Origin of the sequence: Streptomyces sp. CB02923, assembly GCF_001905005.1 — a bacterium.
Lineage (GTDB): Bacteria > Actinomycetota > Actinomycetes > Streptomycetales > Streptomycetaceae > Streptomyces.
On record NZ_LWKZ01000012.1, the window covers coordinates 1,140,586 to 1,162,957 of the forward strand.

20 protein-coding genes are annotated in these 22,372 nt (G+C 73.0%); 11 read left to right on the forward strand and 9 right to left on the reverse strand.

Translation table 11 applies throughout. The features are described 5' to 3' along the window. Positions 1-60: 60 nt before the first annotated feature. Together A6A06_RS16680 and A6A06_RS16685 are read left to right on the forward strand one after the other, a co-directional pair. Positions 61-1,002 carry an ROK family glucokinase gene (locus A6A06_RS16680; RefSeq protein ID WP_073761945.1) on the forward strand — a complete coding sequence of 314 codons (942 nt, stop codon included), beginning with the start codon at positions 61-63 and terminating at the stop codon, positions 1,000-1,002. A 102-nt stretch (positions 1,003-1,104) separates the two neighbouring features. Then, positions 1,105-1,812, forward strand: coding sequence for an endonuclease/exonuclease/phosphatase family protein (locus A6A06_RS16685; protein ID WP_073762213.1), 708 nt, complete (start codon positions 1,105-1,107; stop codon positions 1,810-1,812). 151 nt (positions 1,813-1,963) lie between these two features. Here the strand turns inward: A6A06_RS16685 and A6A06_RS16690 are convergent, their stop codons facing one another. From A6A06_RS16690 to A6A06_RS16700, 3 genes are all read right to left on the reverse strand, one after another. Next, positions 1,964-3,253, reverse strand: coding sequence for a hypothetical protein (locus tag A6A06_RS16690; RefSeq protein WP_199930895.1), 1,290 nt, complete (start codon positions 3,251-3,253; stop codon positions 1,964-1,966). A 135-nt stretch (positions 3,254-3,388) separates the two neighbouring features. Further along, positions 3,389-4,195: a hypothetical protein gene (locus A6A06_RS16695; RefSeq protein WP_073761946.1), complete on the reverse strand. Its 807-nt coding sequence runs from the start codon at positions 4,193-4,195 to the stop codon at positions 3,389-3,391. Then, positions 4,182-4,979, reverse strand: coding sequence for an alpha/beta hydrolase (locus A6A06_RS16700; RefSeq protein WP_073761947.1), 798 nt, complete (start codon positions 4,977-4,979; stop codon positions 4,182-4,184). The genes A6A06_RS16695 and A6A06_RS16700 overlap by 14 nt, the downstream gene beginning before the upstream one ends. Positions 4,980-5,224: 245 nt before the next feature. Between A6A06_RS16700 and A6A06_RS16705 the strand changes: the two genes are divergently transcribed. The 5 genes from A6A06_RS16705 (at position 5,225) to A6A06_RS16725 (ending at position 10,557) form a co-directional block, all read left to right on the forward strand. After that, positions 5,225-6,001, forward strand: a complete 777-nt coding sequence (locus tag A6A06_RS16705; RefSeq protein WP_073761948.1) for a lysophospholipid acyltransferase family protein — start codon at positions 5,225-5,227, stop codon at positions 5,999-6,001. 29 nt (positions 6,002-6,030) lie between these two features. Further along, positions 6,031-7,344, forward strand: coding sequence for a MacS family sensor histidine kinase (gene macS, locus A6A06_RS16710; protein ID WP_073761949.1), 1,314 nt, complete (start codon positions 6,031-6,033; stop codon positions 7,342-7,344). A gap of 23 nt (positions 7,345-7,367) precedes the next feature. After that, positions 7,368-8,012, forward strand: a complete 645-nt coding sequence (locus tag A6A06_RS16715) for a response regulator (protein WP_443333754.1) — start codon at positions 7,368-7,370, stop codon at positions 8,010-8,012. Positions 8,013-8,254: 242 nt separating this feature from the next. Next, positions 8,255-9,283 (forward strand): 6-phosphofructokinase, encoded by a 1,029-nt coding sequence (locus A6A06_RS16720; protein WP_073761951.1) that lies wholly within the window; start codon positions 8,255-8,257, stop codon positions 9,281-9,283. A 257-nt stretch (positions 9,284-9,540) separates the two neighbouring features. Next, entirely contained in the window at positions 9,541-10,557 is a 1,017-nt protein-coding gene (locus tag A6A06_RS16725) for a 2-hydroxyacid dehydrogenase (protein ID WP_073761952.1), read from the forward strand. On the opposite strand, the gene A6A06_RS16730 is transcribed toward A6A06_RS16725, so the two are convergent. Together A6A06_RS16730 and A6A06_RS16735 are read right to left on the reverse strand one after the other, a co-directional pair. Beyond that, a complete protein-coding gene (locus A6A06_RS16730; RefSeq protein ID WP_073761953.1) occupies positions 10,523-12,448 on the reverse strand; it encodes an anthranilate synthase family protein in 1,926 nt (641 codons plus the stop codon). The two genes, A6A06_RS16725 and A6A06_RS16730, sit on opposite strands and share 35 nt — an antisense overlap. Positions 12,449-12,610: 162 nt before the next feature. Continuing rightward, positions 12,611-13,471, reverse strand: coding sequence for an alpha/beta fold hydrolase (locus tag A6A06_RS16735; protein ID WP_242440764.1), 861 nt, complete (start codon positions 13,469-13,471; stop codon positions 12,611-12,613). A gap of 158 nt (positions 13,472-13,629) precedes the next feature. Here A6A06_RS16735 and A6A06_RS16740 point away from each other — a divergent pair, with 158 nt between their 5' ends. The 3 genes from A6A06_RS16740 (at position 13,630) to A6A06_RS16750 (ending at position 16,936) form a co-directional block, all read left to right on the forward strand. Continuing rightward, a complete protein-coding gene (locus tag A6A06_RS16740; RefSeq protein WP_073761954.1) occupies positions 13,630-15,012 on the forward strand; it encodes an aminotransferase-like domain-containing protein in 1,383 nt (460 codons plus the stop codon). Positions 15,013-15,124: 112 nt separating this feature from the next. Continuing rightward, the gene (locus A6A06_RS16745) at positions 15,125-16,468 is read left to right on the forward strand and encodes a class II 3-deoxy-7-phosphoheptulonate synthase (protein ID WP_199930938.1); all 1,344 of its coding nucleotides are present in this window, start codon (positions 15,125-15,127) and stop codon (positions 16,466-16,468) included. A gap of 144 nt (positions 16,469-16,612) precedes the next feature. Next, complete coding sequence (locus A6A06_RS16750; RefSeq protein WP_073762216.1) at positions 16,613-16,936, forward strand: (2Fe-2S)-binding protein; 324 nt, start codon at positions 16,613-16,615, stop codon at positions 16,934-16,936. A 94-nt stretch (positions 16,937-17,030) separates the two neighbouring features. Here the strand turns inward: A6A06_RS16750 and bfr are convergent, their stop codons facing one another. After that, on the reverse strand, positions 17,031-17,510 hold the full coding sequence (gene bfr / locus A6A06_RS16755) for a bacterioferritin (protein ID WP_073761956.1): 480 nt from the start codon (positions 17,508-17,510) through the stop codon (positions 17,031-17,033). Between the two features lie 155 nt (positions 17,511-17,665). Between bfr and A6A06_RS16760 the strand changes: the two genes are divergently transcribed. Then, a complete protein-coding gene (locus A6A06_RS16760) occupies positions 17,666-18,289 on the forward strand; it encodes a sulfite oxidase-like oxidoreductase (RefSeq protein WP_073762217.1) in 624 nt (207 codons plus the stop codon). A 51-nt stretch (positions 18,290-18,340) separates the two neighbouring features. Here the strand turns inward: A6A06_RS16760 and A6A06_RS16765 are convergent, their stop codons facing one another. The 3 genes from A6A06_RS16765 to A6A06_RS16775 form a co-directional block, all read right to left on the reverse strand. Next, positions 18,341-19,225 (reverse strand): deoxyribonuclease IV, encoded by an 885-nt coding sequence (locus A6A06_RS16765; RefSeq protein WP_199930939.1) that lies wholly within the window; start codon positions 19,223-19,225, stop codon positions 18,341-18,343. A gap of 161 nt (positions 19,226-19,386) precedes the next feature. After that, a complete protein-coding gene (pknB, locus tag A6A06_RS16770) occupies positions 19,387-21,375 on the reverse strand; it encodes a Stk1 family PASTA domain-containing Ser/Thr kinase (RefSeq protein ID WP_073761958.1) in 1,989 nt (662 codons plus the stop codon). 199 nt (positions 21,376-21,574) lie between these two features. Then, entirely contained in the window at positions 21,575-22,369 is a 795-nt protein-coding gene (locus tag A6A06_RS16775) for a thiazole synthase (protein WP_073761959.1), read from the reverse strand. Between the last annotated feature and the right edge of the window lie 3 nt (positions 22,370-22,372).

Sequence of the window (22,372 nt, forward strand, 5' to 3'; positions counted from 1 at the left end):
GCCACCCCCCACTCCGGTACGGTTGTACGCGGCGGGGTACGACCAATAACTGAGGGACACATGGGACTCACCATCGGCGTCGACATCGGCGGCACGAAGATCGCGGCCGGCGTGGTCGACGAAGAGGGCACGATCCTCGAAACGTGCAAGGTGCCGACCCCGCAGGCCACCGACGAACTGACGGAGGCCATCGCCGACGCGGTCCGCACCGTCGGCGCCGACCACCAGGTCGAGGCCGTCGGCATCGGAGCCGCCGGTTACGTGGACGAGAAGCGGGCCACGGTCCTGTTCGCGCCCAACATCGACTGGCGCCACGAGCCGCTGAAGGACCGGGTCGAACAGCGCGTCGGCCTGCCCGTCGTGGTCGAGAACGACGCCAACGCGGCGGCCTGGGGCGAGTACCGCTTCGGCGCCGGCCAGGGCCACAGCGACGTCATCTGCATCACCCTGGGCACCGGCCTGGGCGGCGGCATCATCATCGGCAACAAGCTGCGCCGCGGCCGGTTCGGCGTCGCCGCCGAGTTCGGCCACATCCGCGTCGTACCGGACGGCCTGCTGTGCGGCTGCGGCAGCCAGGGCTGCTGGGAGCAGTACGCCTCCGGTCGCGCCCTGCTGCGCTACGCCCGCCAGCGCGCCTTCGCCACCCCCGAGAACGCCGAGGTGCTGCTGTCGCTGGGCGACGGCACCTCCGAGGGCATCGAGGGCCGGCACATCAGCGAGGCCGCCCGCCAGGGCGACCCGGTCGCCATCGACTCCTTCCGCGAACTGGCCCGCTGGGCCGGCGCGGGCCTCGCCGACCTGGCCTCGCTCTTCGACCCGTCCGCCTTCATCGTCGGCGGCGGCGTCTCGGACGAGGGCGAACTGGTCCTCGACCCGATCCGCAAGTCCTTCCGCCGCTGGCTGGTCGGCAACCAGTGGCGGCCGCACGCCCAGGTGCTCGCCGCGCAGCTCGGCGGCAAGGCCGGACTGGTGGGCGCCGCCGACCTGGCCCGCCAGGGCTGAACCGCGGTGCCGGCCGCGCTGCCCCCCGCCCGGCCCGAGCCGGGCTCCGCTTCCGAGGACTTCGCATCGAGCGGAGGCGGAGCGAAGCGGAGCGGCTCGGCGGTGCTCCGTGTGCTCAGCTACAACGTCCGCTCCCTGCGCGACGACCGCGCGGCGCTGGCCCGGGTGATCCGGGCCTGCGCCCCGGACGTCGTCCTCGTCCAGGAGGCGCCGCGGTTCTTCCGCTGGCGCAAGAGCGTGGCGAAGCTGTGCCGGGCGACGGACCTGGTGCACGTGACGGGCGGCGCCTCCGCCGCCGGGCCGATGATCCTGTCCTCGCTGCGCGCCCACGTGGAGCGCACCGAGGACGTGCTGCTGCCCCGCACCCCCGGCCTGCACCAGCGCGGTTTCGCGACCGCGGTGGTACGGATCGGGGGCGCCCGGGTCGGCCTGCTCAGCTGCCACCTCAGCCTTCAGGCGGACGAACGGTACGGCCAGGCGGGCCTGCTGCTGGAGCGGCTGCGCGCGCTGGACACCCCGTACGCCGTCGCGGCCGGTGACCTGAACGACCGGCCCGACGGGCGCGCCTTCCGGCGGCTGGCGGGCTCGCTCACCGACGCCTGGGCGGCGGCGCCGTGGGGCGGGGAGTTCACCTCCACGCCCCACGACCCGCACCAGCGCATCGACGCCGTTTTCACGACCGGCGGCGTCGAGGTGCTGGGCTGCGGCGTACCGCGCGACCTGCCGGGCCTCAGCCACGGCGACCTGCTCGCCGCCACGGACCACCTGCCGGTGCTGGCGGCCCTGCGGGTGCCGGCCGCCACGTCCTGAAAGCGCATCAGGACGGTTTCCTCCGTGGTTGACGGTTTCCTCCACGGATCGGACAGTTTCCTCCACGGACCGGACGGTTTCCTCCACGGACCGGACGGTTTCCTCCACGGACCGGACGGCTTTCTCCGCGGCTGACGGTTTCCTCCGCGGCTCAGGACAGCTTCATCTGCGGTTCGCCGCGCCCGTTGAGGCCGGGGCCGCCGCCGGTGCAGGTCAGCCGCCTCTTGGGGGCAGTCGGCGCTGCGGAGCCGCCCGCCGAGATGTACGCCTGCCGCAGGCAGTTCCGCAGCGCCAACTGCCCCCAGTGGTTCGGGTGCAGCGCCTCCTGCACCTGGAACGGCGGCAGCACCGCGGTGACCGTCCGCACCCAGCTGATCCACTCGGTCCGGTCGGCCGCTCCCGGGTCGGTCCACCGGTTCACCGTGCCGCGCACCGGATCGACCAGCCCGGCGCCGCGTTCGCACAGACGGTGCCCGTCGAAGCTGTGCGTGAGGTCGAGGAAGCGGACGTTGTCCAGCCCGCTCTTGCCGATGCCCCGCTCCACCGCCCGGCCGACGGTCGGCAGCACGCTGTCCACTGCCCAGTCGGCGTCCCGGTCGTTGAACGCGCAGCCGCCCAGCGTCTGGCGCGCACCCAGCGGCGCGGGGTAGCGGAAGTCGCGGCCGTGCGGGATGGGGGCCGGGTAGTTCTGCACGATCACGTCGTACTCGTCGGACTCGTGACCGGCCCGCAGCATCGCCTGCCGGATATTGCGCAGCCCGCCCGCGATGTCGCCCGCCCGCTTCTCGACCGCCTGCTCGGTGAACCGGGCGCGGTTGGCCGGGTCCTGGCTGCACGCCTTGGGCAGCGGGCTCAGGTACGCCAGGACGCAGGACGTGACCACGTCGCTGAAGCGGAAGTCGTTGCCGCCGACGGAGACGGCGACCATCCGCACGGCGTGGTCGCGGGCGTACTCCTCCAACTGCCTGGCCTGGCCGGGCACGCCCGCCGCGTCCGAGAAGTCCAGCCCCGGCTTGGCGACGCCCTTCGGCGCCAGGAAGGAGTCGGTACGGGCGCCGGAGCAGGCCAGGTTCTCGCTCTCGGTACGGGGCAGCCCCAGGTGGATCTCGGCGGAGCGTGAGCGGTGGCACTTCGGGACGCGTTCGGCGGTGCGGCCCGCGTTGTCGAAATACGCGGTGGGGCCCAGCGCGTCGATGCGCCGGAAGTTGACGGGGTTGGCGTCGCTGTTGCCGGCCCAGCGCCCGGCCTCGCCGGAGATGTAGGAGTCACCGAGGGAGACCACCGCGCCCGGCCCCGGGGCGGCCTGCCGCGTCTGCGGTGAGCCGGTCGCGGCGGGGGCGGTGGCCAGCAGGCCGGTGACCGCGGCGGCGGTCGCGGCGGCCGCGGCCAGCCGGATGCGACGGCGTGGACGGGGGCATGACGACGAGAGCGGATGGCGCACGGGGGTCCTCCCGGAGACACGGCCGGATACTCCGTGTGATCATCTCCGGTCGTACGGTCACCGTCCGTCAAGGACACCCGGCACGCGAGGGTGAACGGGGGACGCGGGCCCGGCCGCGGGCGGCGGCAGGTGCGGTCATACGACCGCGCCGCCGCCCGGCAGGTCCTCGTCGTCCTCGTCGTCGTGCTTCATCCGGGCCACGAGGGTGGCGAAGCCGCCCAGGAAACCGCCGATGCCCAGCAGCGTGATCCACCAGGTGACGGGCTGCTGCAGCAGCACCATCAGGACCAGCAGCAGCGGCCCGCCGAGCACCGCGAGCCAGGCGAACTTGGCGGTCACGTCGGCTTGCGGCAGCGGGGGCGGCTCGGGCGGCACGAAGTGCCCCTCGTCCGTCCCGTCGAGGTCGCCGTCGGACGGCTCGGCGGCGGACCAGTCGCGCGGGCCGACGCCGGGCGCGAAGACCACGAAGCTGCCGACGGAAGGGCCGCCGGGCCGGTCCGGCGCACCGGGGGAGGGCTCGCTGCGCGGCCGCTCCTCGACGGTCAGGCCGCCGTCGTCCCGGTCGGTGGGGTCGGTGGGGGTGGGGCGGTCGGTGCGGTCCGGCCGGTCCTGGCCGGCCTTCTCCGGGGGCTTGCCGTCGGTCCGCTGCCCGCCGCCGGCGCCGTCCCCGTCCGCCTTGCCCAGGTCCGCGCGCGGCGGTTCGCTATCCGTACCCGTACCCGTACCCGTACCCGTACCCGTACCCGTACCCGTACCCGTACCCGTACCCGTCGTACCCGTACCGCCGCTGCCGGACGGTCCGGCCGTCTTCGTGTCCGTACTGGAGACGGGCCCGTCCTCGTCCGGGAAGTCGGGTGCCTCGCCGTACCCGGCCACGATCTCGGCCCAGGCGGCTTCCTCGTCCAGCGGGTCGCGGGGATCGCGGGGGCTACGCTCCTCCACCGGAAGCCGTCTCCTCACTCTTCACGCCCGCGCGCACGCTCGGCGCGAGACGGGCGATGAAGTCGTAGGTGTCCTCGAAGATCTGCTCGGCGTCGTGGTCGAGCGTGGCGACGTGGTAGCTGCGCTCCAGCAGGGTCTGCCGTACGTCCTTCGAGGACACCCGGCTCAGGACGCGCTCGGAGTCGGCCGGCCGTACGACGTGGTCCTGCGGGCTGGTCATCACCAGCAACGGCTGGGTGACCCGCGGAAGTTCGGCGTCGACGAGCCGGAAGAAGCGGCGCAGCGAGTGCGCGGCGTGCAGCGGCACCCGTTCGTAGCCGACCTCGTGGGAACCGGGCTTGGCGATGTCGCCGACCAGGCCCTTGGTCGTACGGACCAGGTACCGCAGCACCGGCAGCAGCGGGGCCGCCGCGTCGTGCACCTTGTTGCCCGGGTTGACCAGCACCAGGCCGCTCACGGCGGGGCCGTGCAGCTCGGCCAGCCGCAGCGCCAGCGCGCCGCCCATCGACAGGCCGCACACGAAGACCTGGTCGCACCGCACGGAGAGGGTGCGCAGCTCGCGGTCGACCTCGGCGTACCAGTCCTGCCAGGTGGTGAGCTGCATGTCCTGCCAGCGGGTGCCGTGACCGGGCAGCAGCGGGAGGGAGACCGTCAGGCCGCGGTCGGCCAGATATTCCGCCCAGGGGCGTACGGACTGGGGGGAGCCGGTGAAACCGTGGCAGACGAGGACGCCGGTCCGGCCTCCGTCGCGGCGGAACGGCTCGGTTCCGGGAAGCAGCGGCACCGGGGGACTCCGATCGATGAGGGGCCGGGCGGCAACGGGTTGCGCGGGTTACTGAAAGCCTACGCGGAGCGGCGCCGGGCGGATAGGTCCAAAGGCTCCCGCGGGGACCGCCGGTGCGCCCTGCGCGCCGCGGTCGTGCGCGCCGCCCGTGCGCCGGCGGGTGGCCCGCCGAGAAGAGGGGGGCGCCGGGGCAGGTTAAGGTCTTTGCGTCACACACAGGAGGCAGTGGGTTGATCTACGGCGCAATGAAGTTTTCCATCGGCGGATCGCTGAAGCTGGCTTTCCGTCCCTGGGTGGAGGGCCTGGAGAACATCCCCGCAACGGGACCCGCGATCCTGGCGAGCAACCATCTGTCCTTCTCGGACTCCTTCTTCCTGCCCGCGGTGCTCGACCGCAAGGTCACCTTCATCGCCAAGGCCGAGTACTTCACCTCTCCGGGCGTCAAGGGCAAGCTGACCGCCGCCTTCTTCAAGGGGGTGGGCCAGCTGCCGGTGGACCGCTCGGGCGCGCGCGGCGCGGGCGAGGCGGCGATCAAGAGCGGTATCGAGGTGCTGGAGCGCGGTGAGCTGTTCGGCATCTACCCGGAGGGCACCCGCTCGCCGGACGGCCGGCTCTACCGCGGCAAGCCGGGCGGCCTGGCCCGGGTGGCGCTGGCCACCGGCGCCCCGGTCGTCCCCGTCGCGATGATCGACACGGAGAAGGTGCAGCCGCCGGGCAAGGTGATGCCGAAGATGATCCGGCCCGGCATCCGCATCGGCAAGCCGCTGGACTTCAGCCGCTACCACGGCATGGAGGGCGACCGCTTCATCCTGCGCTCGGTGACCGACGAGGTCATGTACGAGATCATGAAGCTGTCGGGCCAGGAGTACGTGGACATCTACGCGACCGCCGCCAAGCGGCAGATCGCGGACGCGGCCAAGAAGAAGGCCGAGGCGGAGAAGGCGGAGAAGGCGGCCAAGGCCGGCAAGGGGCAGGCCGCCGGAACGTCCGAGCAGCCGGGCCGGACCGGAACCGGGGCGTAGTCGCGCCCCGGCACAGGGGTGGGGGCGAAATGGCAGAGGCAGAGATACGGCCCGCGGCCGGCACGGCGGCGGGCAAGGGCAGGGGACGGCCGCAGCGCGTGGTCCGGATGTCCGTGGAGCTCCCGCTGTGGCGGGCGCTGACCGGCTACCGCGTCCTGACCCTCGTCTACGTCCTGGTCCTGTCCGCGGTCTCCTACGAGCAGTACGAGCACCCGCTCGGCGCCGCCGCCTACATGGCGGCGCTGACCGTGTGGATGGGCTTCACCTGGCGCCGTACGACCTCGGCGGAACGTTGCACCCGCGCCTTCCTCATCGGCGACCTGTCCTTCGCGCTCGGCGGCATCCTGCTCACCCTCCTGGTGGACAGCCACGAACGGATCATGGACGGCGCGGCGACCCTGCCCTCCATCTGGACGGCGGGCGCGGTGCTCGGCTTCGCGATCAAGGGCGGCTGGCGCTGGGCCGCGGTGGCCTCCGCGCTGGTCGCCGTCGTCAACCTGGTCGAGCGCCAGGAGCTCGCCCGCGACACCATCCACAACGTGGTGCTCGTATGGGTGGCCAGCGTCGCCATCGGCTACGTGGTCGAGGTGGCCCGCGCCAGTGAGCGCACCCTCGCCCGCGCCCTCCAGATCGAGGCCGCGACGCGCGAGCGGGAACGGCTGGCCCGGGACATCCACGACAGCGTCCTGCAGGTCCTGGCGATGGTGCAGCGGCGTGGCGCGGCGATCGGCGGCGAGGCCGCCGAGCTGGGCCGGATGGCGGGCGAGCAGGAGGTCGCGCTGCGCGCGCTGGTCTCCAGCGGGCTGGTCCTGCCGCTCCGCACGGCCGCTTCCGGCGCCGGGGACGACGCGGTCCGCACCCCGGAGGAGGCACTGGCCGCGCCGGTGCCGTGCGCCGAGGACGGGCCCGACGCCGGGCCCTGCGACATACGGGCCCTGCTGGCGCCGCACGCCGGTGCGCGCGTCACGTTCTCCGAGCCGGGCGCGCCCGTCGTGCTCCCGGCGGCGGCCGCCGCCGAGCTGGCGGCCGCTGTCAGTGCCGCGTTGGACAATGTCAGGGTGCACGCGGGTGCTGAGGCACAGGCGTGGATCCTGGTGGAGGACGAGCCCGGAGAGGTGGTCGTGACGGTGCGGGACGACGGTCCCGGCATCCCCGACGGGCGCCTCGCGGACGCCGAGCGGGAGGGCCGCCTGGGGGTGGCCCTGTCGATCCGCGGCCGGCTGCGGGATCTGGGCGGCAGCGCCGACTGGATCTCGGTCCCCGGCCAGGGCACGGAAGTGGAGCTGAAAGTCCCCAAGGGCGGTGCGCCCGCGGGCCGGAAACGGGGGAGGAGCACAGCGTGAGCGAGTCGCAGAGCGTGAAGGTGATGGTGGTCGACGACCACCCGATGTGGCGGGACGCGGTCGCCCGCGACCTGGCCGAGGCCGGATTCGACGTGGTGGCGACGGCCGGGGACGGGCCGCAGGCGGTGCGCCGCGCGCAGGCCGCGTCGCCCGACGTCCTCGTGCTGGACCTGAACCTGCCGGGCCTGCCCGGTGTGGAGGTCTGCCGGGAGCTGGTCGGCGCCAACCCCGCGCTGCGGGTGCTGGTGCTCTCCGCCAGCGGCGAGCACGCCGACGTGCTGGAGGCCGTCAAGTCCGGCGCGACGGGCTATCTGCTCAAGTCGGCCAGCACGGAGGAGCTGCTGGACGCGGTGCGCAGTACGGCGGCCGGCGATCCCGTGTTCACACCGGGGCTGGCCGGGCTGGTGCTGGGGGAGTACCGCCGGCTGGCGACCGAGCCCGTCCCGGCCGCCGAGGACGAGCCGGGCGCGCCGCAGCTGACCGACCGGGAGACCGAGGTACTGCGCCTGGTCGCCAAGGGACTGTCGTACAAGCAGATCGCCGAGCGGCTGGTCATCTCGCACCGCACGGTCCAGAACCACGTGCAGAACACCCTGGGCAAGCTCCAACTGCACAACCGCGTTGAACTGGTCCGGTATGCGATAGAACGAGGCCTGGACGAGGTCTGAGGTCCGGCCCGTCCCGGCCGTGGCACCGCGGCTGCGCCCCATGGGGCACCGGTCGTCTGCGCGCAATGCGCTCGTACGAGTGAACGCATCGCGTCAAGCCCCCGGCATTTCCGGGGAATTCGCTTTCCTCCCCATCCCTGGGTGACGCACATCACCATTAGCGTGACCGGCGTCGGTACAGCACGGCCGCGCGCGGCCACCGGCGGGTGCGCGGCCCCTCACGGGATGAAGGTGAAGAAGCGATGCGGGTCGGAGTACTGACCGGCGGCGGTGACTGCCCCGGTCTCAACGCGGTCATCCGAGGCGTGGTGCGCAAGGGGGTCCAGGAGTACGGCTACGACTTCGTCGGCTTCCGGGACGGCTGGCGCGGGCCCCTGGAAGGAGACACGGTACCGCTCGACATCCCCGCCGTACGCGGCATCCTGCCCCGCGGCGGCACGGTCCTCGGCTCCTCGCGGACCAACCCTCTCAAGCAGCAGGACGGCGTCCGCCGGATCAAGGACACCCTGGCCAAGGAGGAGGTCGAGGCACTGATCACGATCGGCGGCGAGGACACCCTCGGTGTCGCCGCGCGGCTCTCCGGCGAGTACGGCGTGCCCTGCGTCGGCGTGCCCAAGACCATCGACAACGACCTGTCCGCCACCGACTACACCTTCGGCTTCGACACCGCCGTCGGCGTCGCCACCGAGGCCATCGACCGGCTGCACACCACCGCCGAGTCGCACATGCGCGTCCTGGTCGTCGAGGTCATGGGGCGGCACGCGGGCTGGATCGCGCTGCACTCCGGCCTGGCCGGCGGCGCCAACGTCATCCTCATCCCCGAGCAGCGCTTCGACGTCGACCAGGTCTGCGCCTGGATCGAGTCCCGCTTCAAGGTCCGGTACGCGCCGATCGTGGTGGTCGCCGAGGGCGCCATGCCCAAGGACGGCGAGCTGGTCCTCAAGCACGGAGGCAAGGACTCCTTCGGGCACGTGCGGCTGACCGGCGTGGGCGAGTGGCTGGCCAAGGAGATCGAGAGCCGTACGGGCAAGGAGGCCCGTACGACGGTGCTCGGCCACACCCAGCGCGGCGGCACGCCCAGCGCCTTCGACCGCTGGCTGGCCACGCGCTTCGGCCTGCACGCGATCGACGCGGTGCGCGACGGCGACTACGGGAAGATGGTCGCCCTGCGCGGCACGGACATCGTCCGGGTGCCGCTGGCGGAGGCGACCGCGAAGCTCAAGACCGTCGACCCGCGGCTGTACGCGGAGGCCGGGGTCTTCTTCGGGTGAACCGGCGGGCGGCGTGCGGCGGGCGGGGCGCCGTCGGCAGGGCGCGTCCGGCGGGGCGCGTCCGGGCCCGCGCCTCGCGGTCCCGCCGCACGTCGCCGGGCACGGTCGCCCACCGCGCCGCGCCACCGCACGTCGCCGCGCGCGCCGGGTGGACGGCCCGGCCGCGCCCCGCGCCGTATATTCGGCCCTGTCGCCGCATATGCCCCAAAGCGGGCGCCGGTGACCGGACCGCATGACCGGCAACGTCGGGAGACACCGTGGAGATCATCGCGTTCGGCGTGCAGGCGGACGAGCGGCCGCTGCTGGTGAAGGCCTTCGACGGCCGCCACCAGGTCCGCTGCCTCGACGTCTTCCTCAACCGCGACACCGCCCCCATCGCCGCGGGCTACGAGGTGGTCAGCGTCAGCGTCAACGCCGACCTGAACGCCGAGGTGATCCAGGAGCTGTCGGTCGGCGGCACCAAGATGATCGCCCAGCGCGCCACCGGCTACAACAACATCGATCTTCAGGCCGCGGCCGACCTGGGTCTGACCGTCGGCCGGGTCTCCTCCTACTCGCCGTACTCGGTCGCGGAGTTCGCCTGGGGCCTGGCCATGGCCGTCGACCGCCGGATCGTCCGGGCCGCCAACCGCACCCGCAACTTCGACTTCCGCCTGGACGGGCTGATGGGCCGCGACCTGCACGGCCGCACCGCCGGCGTGCTCGGCACCGGCAAGATCGGCGAGGCGTTCACCCGGATCGCCCACGGCTTCGGGATGAACCTGCTGGGCTGGGACATCACCGAGAACCCCCGCTGCGCCGAGCTGGGCATGGAGTACGTCGGGCAGGACCGGCTGTTCGCCGAGTCGGACCTGATCAGCCTGCACGTGCCGCTGATGGACTCGACCCGCCACCTCATCGGCGCCGCCGCCCTGGCCGCCATGAAGGACGACGCGATCCTCGTCAACTCCAGCCGCGGCGGCCTCGTCGACACCGCGGCGCTCGTGGAGACCCTCAAGGCCGGCCGCCTCTCCGGCGTCGGCCTGGACGTCTACGAGGAGGAGGCCGGGCTCTTCTTCTTCGACAAGTCCCTCGAAGTCATCCACGACGACACCCTCGCCCGCCTGATGACCTTCGGGAACGTGCTGGTCACCTCGCACCAGGCGTACTTCACCGAGGACGCGGTCGGCCAGATCCTCGACGCCACCGTACGCAACGTCGAGGACTACCTGGCCGGCCGCGTCAACGAGAACCTCCTCGTCACACCAGGACAGCGGCCAGCAGCTGCGCGGTGATCGCCGCCCCGTCCAGCGTCAGCACGGACTCCGGGTGGAACTGCACCCCCGCGAAGCCCGGACCGCGCAGCGCGTGCACCTCGCCGGTGCCCGCGTCCCGGCTCAGCTCGACCCGGTGCATGGCCAGTTCGGCCGCCGCCGCCTCGTCGCAGCGGGCCGTGAAGGTGTTGTAGAAGCCGACGGTCTCCGGACGGCCGAAGAAGTCGATGTGCTCCTGGGCGCCCTGGAACGGGACCTCCTTGCGCACGATCTCCAGCCCCAGCTCCGCGGCGATCAGCTCATGGCCGAGGCAGACACCGAGCAGGCCGTGCCGGTGGTCGCGGACCAGCTCCGCGGTCAGCACGCGCAGCAGGCACATCTTCGGGTCGGCGGCGTCCGACGGGTCGCCGGGGCCGGGGCCGAGCACGACCGGCCCCCGGTGGGCCGCCGCGGCCTCCCGCAGCCCCGGCTCGTCGTACCGGCGCACGGTCACCGTCAGCCCGGACGTGCGCAGCAGGTGCGCCAGCATCGCCGTGAAGGTGTCCTCCGCGTCGATCACCAGCGCGTGGCCGGACAGCGCGGCGGTCGGCGCGGTGCTCTGCATCCGCAGCCAGAAGGGCGCGAGGTCCGCGCGGCGGGCGTCGAGCGCGGCGCGCACCCGCGGGTCGTCGGCCAGCCGCGGCCGCCCGGCGGACTCCTCCGTACGGTCCGGCGCGGGGCGCACGCCGAGCGCGGTCAGCACCCCGGCGGCCTTGGCGTGGGTCTCGGCGACCTCGCCGTGCGGATCGGAGGCCCGTACGAGCGTGGCGCCGACCCCGACGCGCAGCCCGCCGTCCGCGTCGATGTCCGCCGTACGGATCAGGATCGGCGAGTCCAGGGTCTGCGCACCGCCCGCGTCCCGCCCGATCAGGGCCAGCGCGCCCGCGTAGTAGCCGCGCCCGCCCACCTCGTGGCGCCCGATCACCCGGCAGGCGTTCTGCACCGGCGAACCGACGACGGTCGCGGCGAACATCGTCTCCTTCAGCACCTCCCGCACGTCGAGCGAGGAGCGCCCGCGCAGCTCGTACTCCGTGTGCGCGAGGTGCGCCATCTCCTTGAGCCGCGGCCCGACCACCACGCCGCCCTTGTCGCCGACGGTGCACATCATCTTCAGCTCCTCGTCGACGACCATGGACAGCTCCTCCACCTCCTTGCGGTCGCCCAGGAATTCCAGCAGGTGCTCCGCGCTCGGGCCCCCGGCCGGGTAGCGGTAGGTGCCGCTGATCGGGTTCATCACGACCGTGCCGCCGGACATCCTTACGTGCACCTCGGGGCTGGCGCCGACCAGCGTGCGCACGCCCGGCCGGTGCACGACGTACGTCCAGTACGCGCCGCGCTCACCGGCCAGCAGCCGCCGGAACAGCGCCAGCGCGTCGGCCGCGCCGAAGCCGGGGAGGTCGCCCTGGAAGGTGCGCCGGATGACGAAGTTGGCGCCCTCGCCGGTCCCGATCTCGTCCCGCAGGACGCGCTCGACGATCCCGGCGTACGCGTCGTCGCCGACGTCGAAGGCGCCGCCCTCCACCCGCACCGCGTGGGCGGGGAGTTGCGCCAGCACCTCGTCCAGCGGCAGTTCGTACGCCTCGTGCGGGCGCAGGACCGCCAGCGGCGTGCCGTCGTCGCGGGCGTCGAACCCGCGCTCGCGGATCTGCCGGAACGGTACGAGCGCCAGCGCGTCGGTGGTCGCCGCGCCGCCGTCCGGCACACCGTCGCCGAGCGGGATGTCGGCGAGCCGCGGCACCTCGGTCACCTCGCCGAGCAGCACCTCGACGGTGTCGGCGGCGGGACGGCCGGGCGTACGGCGGTGCAGCAGGGCGAACGGCGGGCAGCCGGGGGACAGCAGACGTCGCAGGACGTCGGTGGTGGAGCGAGGCATGTCGGCGGTTCCTTCCGGGAGGGGAGGAACGGCCCGCTGCAACACGGAAGGCCGCCCCTCGGGCGGCCTTCGCGGTGTCGGTGGGTACGCGCGATCAGTGGGCCGCCGGTTGAGCGGTCCACCACCAGTTCATGTTCCTGGCCGGTTGCGCGTGCATGGCGGTCACCCTACCCGACACGGGGCCGGGGCGGCGGTGTGCCGGACGGCGGGAAGCGCCGCCAGGAACCCGGTCAGCGCGGTGTTGAAGGCGCCGGGCTGTTCCAGGTTGGGCAGGTGGGCGGCGTCCTCGATGACCGTCAGGCGCGCGTCCGGGATGCGGTCGCGCAGGAATTCGGCGTCGGCCACCGGGGTGTAGGTGTCGTCGCGGCCGGTCAGCACGAGGGCCGGTACGGCGAGCCGGGCCAGCGAGTCGGCGTAGTCCGGGCGTTCCGCGCGTCCCCGGAGTGCGGCGGCGGCGCCCTCGGGCGGTGCGCCGAGCATCATGCGCCGTACGTGCGCCGCGGCGGCGGGTCGGGTGGCGATGGTGCGTGGCGAGACCATCTTGTCCAGGACCTCTTCCGTATAGCCGCGCATCCCCTCGCGCAGCAGCCGGTCCGCCATGGCGTTGCGGTTGCGGCGGCCTTCGGGGGTCTCGGCGTGGGCGAAGGTGTCCGCGAGGACGAGGGCGCGCAGCCGCCCGGGGAAGCGGCGGGCGCACTCCATGGCGATCTGGCCGCCCATCGACAGGCCGCCGAGGACGATCCGGTCCGTGACGCCCAGGTGGTCCAGGAGCGCGGCGAGGTCGGCCGCGAAGGTCTCCAGGCGTGTCATGCCCGGTACGACCTGGGTGGCGCCGTAGCCGCGCAGGTCCGGTACGAGGACGCGGTGGCCGGCCGCGGCCAGCGCGGCGGTCTGCGGGGCCCACATCGTGTGGTCGAAGGGGTGCCCATGCACCAGAAGAATCGTTTCTCCGCCCGCCTCGCCGGTGTCGCCGGTGTCCTCGTATCCGGTGGTGATGCCGTTGACGGTAGCTGTGAGCAGCACAACTCGCCCCTGTTCGTCGGTTCCTGGCGGCCGGCCTGTTGACGGTCCGATGCTAGGGCGGGCATCATCTCGGTGCAATAAAAACATTGCACTCGGTGCAATATCTGCAATGCCCGCACTGCCGCACACCGCGTACGGCACTACGGCCGGGAGGGCCCGTGGAGGACTACCAGCGCATCGCCGACGCCGTCGCGGCCGACGTCGCCGACGGGCGCCTGCGCCCCGGCGACCGGCTCGCCACCCAGCGCGCCTTCGCCCGCGCGCACGGCATCGCCAACTCCACCGCCACCCGCGTCTACCGCGAACTGACCCGCCGCGGACTGACCGTCGGCGAGGTCGGCCGCGGTACGTACGTACGCGCCGCCCAGCACGCCCCCGGACCCGCCCTCGCCGAACCCGCCGACCCCGCCCGCCGCACCCGCATCAACCTCGAACTCAACTACCCCGAAGTCCACGGCCAGGCCGCCCTCCTCGCCCGCGGGCTGGAGCCCCTGCTCCGCCCCGACGCGCTGAGCGCGGCCCTGACCGTGGCCCCCGCCACCGGCTCCGCGCCCGCCCGTGAGGCCTGCGCCGCCCTCCTCGCCGGTGCGGACTTCCGCCCCGACCCGGCGGGCCTGCTGTTCGCGGGCAACGGCCGGCAGGCCATCGCGGGCGCGCTCGCCGCACTGGTGCCGGCCGGCGGGCGCCTGGGCGTCGAAGCGCTCACGTACCCGCTGGTCAAGTCCATCGCCGCCCGGCTCGGCATCACCCTCGTACCGCTGGCGGGCGACGGGTGCGGCCTGCGCCCGGACGCCGTACGGGCCGCCCATCGCGGTGCCCCGCTGCACGCCGTCTACCTCCAGCCGACGCTGCACAACCCGCTCGGCGTGACCATGCCCGCCGGGCGCCGTGCCGAGCTGGCCGAGACGCTGCGCGCGCTGGACCTGTGGGCCGTCGAGGACGCCGTCTGGTCCTTCCTCCTCGACGACGAGCGGCAGACCGGCCTCCCGCCGCTGGCCGCCCTCGCCCCCGAACGCACCCTCCTGGTCGACAGCCTCTCCAAGCGCCTGGCGCCCGGCCTGACCACCGGCCTGCTCCTGGCGCCGCCCGCGCACACCGGCCGGGTCGCCGCCGCCCTGCGCTCCGGCGGCTGGACGGCCGGTGCCTTCGCCCTGAACGCGACGGTCCGCTGGATCCACGACGGCACGGTGGCGACGATCGCCGAGGCCAAGCGCCGGGACGCCGCCGACCGCCAGGCGCTGCTGCGCGAGCACCTCGCGGGCTTCCGGGTACGGGCCGACCCGGCCTCCTACTTCGCCTGGTGGCAGCTGCCCGAAGGGTGGCGGGCCGAGACCTTCCTCGCGGCCGCCGCCCGGCACGGCATCGCGGTCACCCCGGCCGCCGCGTTCGCCGTCGGTCCGGAGGGCACCCACGGTGCCGCACCCGCGCCCCATGCCGTCCGCGTCGCCCTCGCCGGCCCCGCCCCCGACGACCTGGCGTACGCGCTGGGCACGCTGGCCGCCATCGCCCGCGGCACCCCGGAGGACTCCGTACCGGACTGAGAGCCGGTGTCCGGGCCCCGCTCCGGGCGTGCCGCCGGAGTGGGACCTTCGTCTCACATCCCGGTCGGCGAACTGGACCCCCCTCCGGACCCCGTAAAGTTGCCGTGTGACCGTGAACGCTGAAACCCACGCCGGTGGCAACACCTGGCGAGACCTGCCCGCGGCGCAGCAGCCTGAATGGCCGGACCAAGAGGCTCTGCGCGATGTGATCGCGGAGCTGGAGTCCTATCCGCCGCTCGTCTTCGCCGGCGAGTGCGACCAGCTGCGCGAGCGTCTGGGAGAGGTCGCCCGCGGTGAGGCGTTCCTGCTCCAGGGCGGCGACTGCGCGGAAGCGTTCGACGCCGTCTCGGCCGAGCACATCCGCAACAAGCTCAAGACCCTGCTCCAGATGGGCGCGGTCCTCACCTACGCCGGGTCGGTCCCGGTCGTCAAGGTCGGCCGGATCGCGGGCCAGTACAGCAAGCCGCGCTCCAAGCCCACCGAGACCCGCGACGGCGTGACGCTGCCGACCTACCGCGGCGACTCCGTCAACGGCTTCGAGTTCACCGAGGCGGCCCGCATCCCGGACCCGCAGCGCCTGAAGCGGATGTACCACGCCTCCGCCGCGACGCTGAACCTCGTACGGGCCTTCAGCACCGGCGGCTACGCCGACCTGCGCCAGGTGCACGCCTGGAACCAGGACTTCGTGAAGTCCTCCCCGTCCGGGCAGCGCTACGAGGCGCTGGCGCGCGAGATCGACCGGGCGCTGAACTTCATGAACGCCTGCGGGGTGGACCCGGAGGAGTTCAAGACGGTCGAGTTCTACGCCTCCCACGAGGCGCTCGTGCTGGACTACGAGTCGGCGCTGACCCGTACGGACTCCCGTACCGGCGACCTGTACGACGTCTCGGGCCACATGGTCTGGATCGGTGAGCGCACCCGCCAACTGGACGGCGCGCACCTGGAGTTCGCCTCGCGCATCCGCAACCCGATCGGCGTCAAGCTGGGCCCGACGTCGACCGTCGAGGACGCGCTCACGCTCATCGAGCGCCTCGACCCGGACCGCGAGCCGGGCCGGCTGACCTTCATCACCCGCATGGGCGCGGACAAGATCCGCGAGAAGCTGCCCGAGCTGGTCGAGAAGGTCACCGCCTCCGGCGCGCAGGTCGCCTGGATCTGCGACCCGATGCACGGCAACACCTTCGAGGCCGCCTCCGGGCACAAGACCCGGCGCTTCGACGACGTGCTGGACGAGGTCAAGGGCTTCTTCGAGGTCCACAAGAGCCTCGGTACGCACCCGGGCGGCATCCACGTGGAGCTGACCGGCGACGACGTCACCGAGTGCGTGGGCGGCGGCGACGAGATCTTCGTCGACGACCTGCACCAGCGCTACGAGACCGCCTGCGACCCGCGGCTCAACCGCAGCCAGTCGCTGGACCTGGCGTTCCTGGTGGCGGAGATGTACCGGGACCAGTGAGCCACCGGCCCGGCCGGGCCGTACTTACACGCCGATGGGGCGCGGATCACAGGATCCGTGCCCCATCGGCGTTGTTAGCGGACTTTCGTCCCGGGTAAGGTAAGGGTAACCTCACCGCGGAACAGGTCGACGGAGGTGACCCGCGTGTACGTCTGCTCGTGCTTCGGCATCACGGAGCAGCAGGTCCGTGAGCACGCGGAGTCCGGTGCCTGCACCCCGCGCCAGATCGCCTCCGCCAGCAAGGCCGGCACCGACTGCGGCGGCTGCGTCCGCCGCATCCAGGCGCTGCTCGGCCGGGGCACGTGCCCCCGGCGCGAGCTGATCGACCAGGGCGCTCCCGAACCGCTCGGTGCCGAGCCGTCCGACGAGGCGGCCGCCGGGACGGACGCCGGGACGCGCGTGCCGTACGACATCACGCCCCACGCGACGCCGGACGCGATGCCCGGCGCCCTGCCCGAAGCAGCCTGAACCGACCCCGGACGCGATGCGCCTTCGTGGGGCGCGGATCCGGAGCGCTTTCGGTGCGGGAACGCTGAAGGAACGGTTCGCTTGGCGGACCGGCTCAGCTTTCCGGCTGCTCGATCACCTGGGCGATGTACAGCGGCTCACCGAGCTTCTCGATCAGATCCAGCTGGGTGTCCAGGTAGTCGATGTGGTGCTCCTCGTCGGCCAGGATGCTCTCGAAGATGTTGGCCGAGGTGATGTCCCCCTTGCCTCGCATCACCTCGATACCCCGCTTGAGGCGGTCGATGGCCTCCACCTCGACCTGCCGGTCCGACTGGAACATCTCGGTGACGGTCTGGCCCACCCGGACGTGGAAGAGCCGCTGATAGTTGGGCAGACCGTCGAGGAAGAGAATGCGGTCCGTGAGGATCTCCGCATGCTTCATCTCGTCGAACGACTCGGCCCGGGTGTACTTGGCCAGCTTGGTCCAGCCGAAGTTCTCCTGCATCTTCGCGTGCAGGAAGTACTGATTGATGGCGGTCAGCTCGGCGGTCAGCTGCTCGTTGAGGAATTCGATGACCTCGGGGTCGCCCTGCATGGCAGCGGGCTCCTTCCACGCGAGTACTGGCAGGTGCCGCGCATCCTTGCACCGTCGTGAGCTGGGCGTCCAGTAAGTGCACGCTTAGTACGAGTTGCCCGAATCGCTGCCGCCCTGGTCACCGGCACCCCCGGCGGTCTGACACCATGGACGGCATGGGTCAGCCCGAAAGCCGCGAAGCGGAGCATCCTCAGCTGCCTCCGGGGCAGCGGCTGCAACGGGGATGGCCGGTCACGCACTACGGCCCGGTGCCGAAGTTCCGGCCCGAACGCTGGGAGTTCCGCGCTTTCGGCGCCACCGCGGACGGCGACAAACGCTGCTGGACGCACGAGGAATTCACCGCGCTGCCTTATACGACCGTGGTGGGCGACATGCACTGCGTGACGAAGTTCAGCATGCTCGGCGCCGAATGGGGCGGAATCTCGACCCGTACGATCCTCGACCTCGCGCCGCCGGCCCCGGACGTCACCCATGTGATGGTGTGGGCCGAATACGGATTCAGTTCGAACCTCAAACTGGCCGATTTCGCCGATACGAAATCGCTGTTCGCCACCCACCGTTCCGGCGAACTCCTCACCGCCGAGCACGGCTTCCCGGTCCGGCTGATCGTCCCGCACCTGTACGCCTGGAAGGGCCCCAAATGGGTGCGCGGCATCGAGTACATGAGGGCGGACCGCCGCGGTTTCTGGGAAGAGCGCGGATACCACAATCTCGGTGACCCCTGGCGGGAACAGCGCTACTCCTACCAGGAGGAACCGGGCGACGGCCCGGAGCTGTAGCCCGGCGCGCCGGCACGGCCGGGCTCTCGCCTCGGGTCCGGGCTCTCGTCCTCAGGCCGGGTTCCGCAGCTCCTTCAGGCGCGCCACGTCCGCCGCATGGCCCTCCTTGCCGCCCGGCGTCTCGATCACCAGCGGCACCCCCAGCGTGGCCGGGTGCCGGAACAGCTCACCGAACGGGTCGGCGCCGATGTGCCCTGCGCCGATGTTCTCGTGGCGGTCCTTGTGCGCGCCGACGACGTCCTTGGAGTCGTTGGCGTGGATCAGTTTCAGCCGCCCCTCGCCCGCGACGTCGACCAGCTCGTCCAGCAGCGCCTTCATCCCGCCGGGCGCCGCCATGTCGTGCCCGGCCGCGAAGGCGTGGCAGGTGTCCAGGCAGATGCCCAGCTTCGGATGCCGGTCCAGCGCGTCGAAGTACGGGCCCAGGTCCTCGGCCAGCGCGCACAGCGAAGCGCCCTGCCCCGCCGTCGGCTCCAGCAGCAGCCACGGATCGTCGTCGTGCGTCAGCTCCTCCAGCAGCGGGCGCATCCGCTCGCGTACCTGGGCCAGCGCCTCGGCGCGGGGCCGCCCGCCGGTCGCCGAGCCGGTGTGCACCACCACGCCCCGCGCGCCGATCGCCCGGCCGCGCAGCAGCGAGTGGCGCAGCGAGAGCACGGACTTCTCGACGGTCGCCTCGGTGTGCGAGCCGAAGTTGATCAGGTAAGGGGCGTGCACGTACGCCGGGAGCGACTCCCGCTCGCACGCCTCCCGGAACGCCTCGTCCTGCTGCGGCGTGCCGGGCGGCGTCGCCCAGCCGCGCGGGTTGGCGACGAAGACCTGCACGGCCTCGCCGCCGATGTCACGGGCGTACGGGACGCCGACCTTGGCCAGGCCGCCGGCCACCGGCACGTGGCCGCCGACCGGGTTGCGCTCACGGGCGTGCTGCTGGGGAGGGGAGATGCTCACCCGTCAAGGGTGCCAGGTGCGCGGCGGCCGCCCGGCGCGCGGGCGGGCGTCCTTGCTCACAGCGCGTCCGGGAGCCGTCGGCGCCGCACGCCGGAGCGCACGGCGCGGCGGGGCGTTCCGCACGCCGGAGCGCACCGCACGCCCCGGCGCGCGGCTCACAGCGCGCTCTCCAGCCGGATAGTGATCTTGCTGCCCTTCGCCGCCTGCTCCCCGCCCGCGACCGACTGGCTCTCGACCTTGTCCTTCGGGAACAGGAACGGCTTCTTGACCTCGACCCCGAAGCCCGCGTCGGACAGGGCCTGCCGCGCGTCGGCCTCGCTCCGGCCCGTCACATCCGGCACGGCGACCATCTCGGGGCCCTCGGAGAGGGTGAGGGTGACGGTGTCGCCCCGGCCCTGCTTGCTGCCCTGCCCCGGCGACTGCTGGGCGACCTTGCCCTTGTCGTGCGGGGAGTGCACCGTGGCGTCTGCGATCTTCACCTCGAAGCCCGCGCCGCGCAGCGTGGCCTCCGCGTCCGCCCGGTCCCGGCCGGTCACATCCGGTACGTCGACCTCGGCGCCCCGGCTGACGGTGAGCGCGACGGCGGTGTCCGGGCGGCGCTTGCTGCCCGCCGCCGGGTCGGTGCGGATCACCGAGCCCTTGGCGACCTCGTCGGAGAACGCCCGGTGCACCGTGCCGACCGTCAGCCCCAGGTCGCGCAGCTTGCGCTTGGCGTCGGCGACCGGGGTGCCCGCCAGGTCGGGCACCTGGACGATCTCGGGCCCCTTGGACAGGGTGATGGTGACCGTGCCCGTACCGCGGATGCGCTTGCCGTTCTCCGGGGCCGTGGACATGACGTGGCCGCGCTCCACGTTCGGACTGAAGTCGCGCCGCACCTTCACGTCCAGGCCCTCGGCGCGCAGCGTCTGCTCCGCCTTCGCCTGCGTCATGTCCAGCACGGCCGGGACGGTGGTGAACTGCCCGAAGTTGATGTACCAGACGCCCGCACCCACCACCAGCAACAGCAGCACGGCCGCGACCACCGTGACCGTCTTGCGCCGGGCCCGCAGCAGCCCGGCCCACGCCCCGCCGCGCGGCGCGCCCGCCACCGGCCTCAGCCGCGCGGTCTGCTCGGCCGCCAACCCCGGCTCGGGTGGCGGCGTCGGCAGCCTGCTGGTGTGGTTCAGCGGCTCCTCCAGCGGCAGCGGCGGCTGCACGGCGACCCGCGGCAGCACGCTCGTACGGTCCTCCGGGCCCACCCCCGAACCGCCTTCCGGTGCCTCATTGGCCTGCGGCGGCACCGCGTCCAGCTGCGCGTCGGTCAGCTCCGCCCGTACAGTGCGGACCTGCGCGAGCAGTGTCACCGCGTCCTGAGGGCGCAGCTCGGGGCGGCGGGCGGTGGCCGCGGCGACCAGGTCGTCCAGCTGGGGCGCCAGCTCGGGCGCGTACACGGAAGGGGCCGGTACGTCCTCGTGCAGGTGCTGGTAGAGCACCTGGGCCGCACTGCCGCCGGAGTGCGGTTTGCCGCCGGTCAGCATCTCGAACAGCACGACACCGCAGGCGTAGACATCCGCGGGCGGGCCGGCCGACCCGTCCTCGATCTGCTCGGGCGCCAGGTAGGAGACCGTGCCCAGGACCGAGCCGGTCGAGGCGGTGGAGTGCGTGCCCACGGTCCGTACGAGGCCGAAGTCGGCGACCTTGACCCGGCCGTCGTCACCGATCAGCACGTTCTCCGGCTTCATGTCGCGGTGCACCAGCCCGGCCCGGTGGGCGGCGCCCAGCGCGGCCAGGATCGGCTCCACGATGTCCAGCGCGGCCCGGGGCTGGAGGGCGCCGCGCTCCCGCAGGACATCGCGCAGCGTGCAGCCGGCGACGTACTCCATCGCCAGGTACACGTACGTGCCGTCGGTGCCCTGGTCGTAGACGCCGACCACGTTGGGGTGGTCGAGCCGGGCGGCGGACTTGGCCTCGCGGATGAAGCGGTCGACGAACGCGGCGTCGGCCGCCAGCGACGGGTGCATCACCTTCAGGGCGAGCACCCGGTCCAGCCGGGTGTCCAAGGCCCGGTAGACCGTGGCCATGCCGCCGGCGGCGACGCGCGCCTGCACCTGGTAGCGGCCGTCGAGCAGCTGCCCGACCAGGGGGTCCTGAAGGGTCGTATCCACGGCAGACGAGTCTACGAGCCGTCGCGGCGGCCCCGGACGCCCTGCCCGCAACCTGCGGGAATCTGCATCCGAACAGTGACAGGGCCGTGCTGCTGGGCGGACCGGGATGGGCGGGATGCCCCTTTTTTCGCGAAGGGCGGGCGGCGGCCGCACCGGGAAGGGCGGGCGGCGGCCGCACCGGGACGCCGCCCGCCGCGCCTCAGAAGGCGGGCCGCTCCGGGTCCAGGGCGGCGACGCCCTCCGTGGGCGAGGAGGCCTCCGCGTGGTGGCGGCGCGGAATCCGCCCCGCCCGGTACGCCAGCCGGCCGCCCTCGACGGCGTGCCGCATCGCCTCCGCCATCAGGACGGGCTCCTGCGCGCGGGTCACCGCCGACGCCAGCATCACCGCGGCGCAGCCCAGCTCCATGGCCAGCGCGGCGTCGGAGGCGGTGCCCGCGCCCGCGTCCAGGATCACCGGGACCCCGGCCCGCTCGGTGATCAGCTGGAAGTTGTGCGGATTGCGGATGCCCAGCCCGGAGCCGATGGGGGAGCCCAGCGGCAGGATCGCGGCGCAGCCCACGTCCTCCAGCTTGCGGGCCAGCACCGGATCGTCGTTGGTGTAGGGCAGCACGGTGAACCCGTCGTCCACCAGGGTCTCGGCCGCGTCCAGCAGCTCGACCGGGTCCGGCAGCAGCGTGCGCTCGTCGGCGACCACCTCCACCTTGATCCAGTCGGTGCCCAGCGCCTCACGGGCCAGCCGGGCCGTGAGGACGGCTTCGCCCGCGGTGAAGCAGCCCGCGGTGTTCGGCAGCACGCGGATGCCGTGCCGCTCCAGTACGGACAGCACCGAGCCCTGCACGGTCGGGTCCAGACGGCGCATGGCGACCGTCGTCAGCTGCGTACCGGAGGCGAGCAGGGCCCGTTCCAGGATGTCGAGGCTGGTCGCCCCGCCGGTCCCCATGATCAGACGGGAGTCGAAGGTGGTGTCGGCGATGGTGAACAGATCATCGGCCATGGT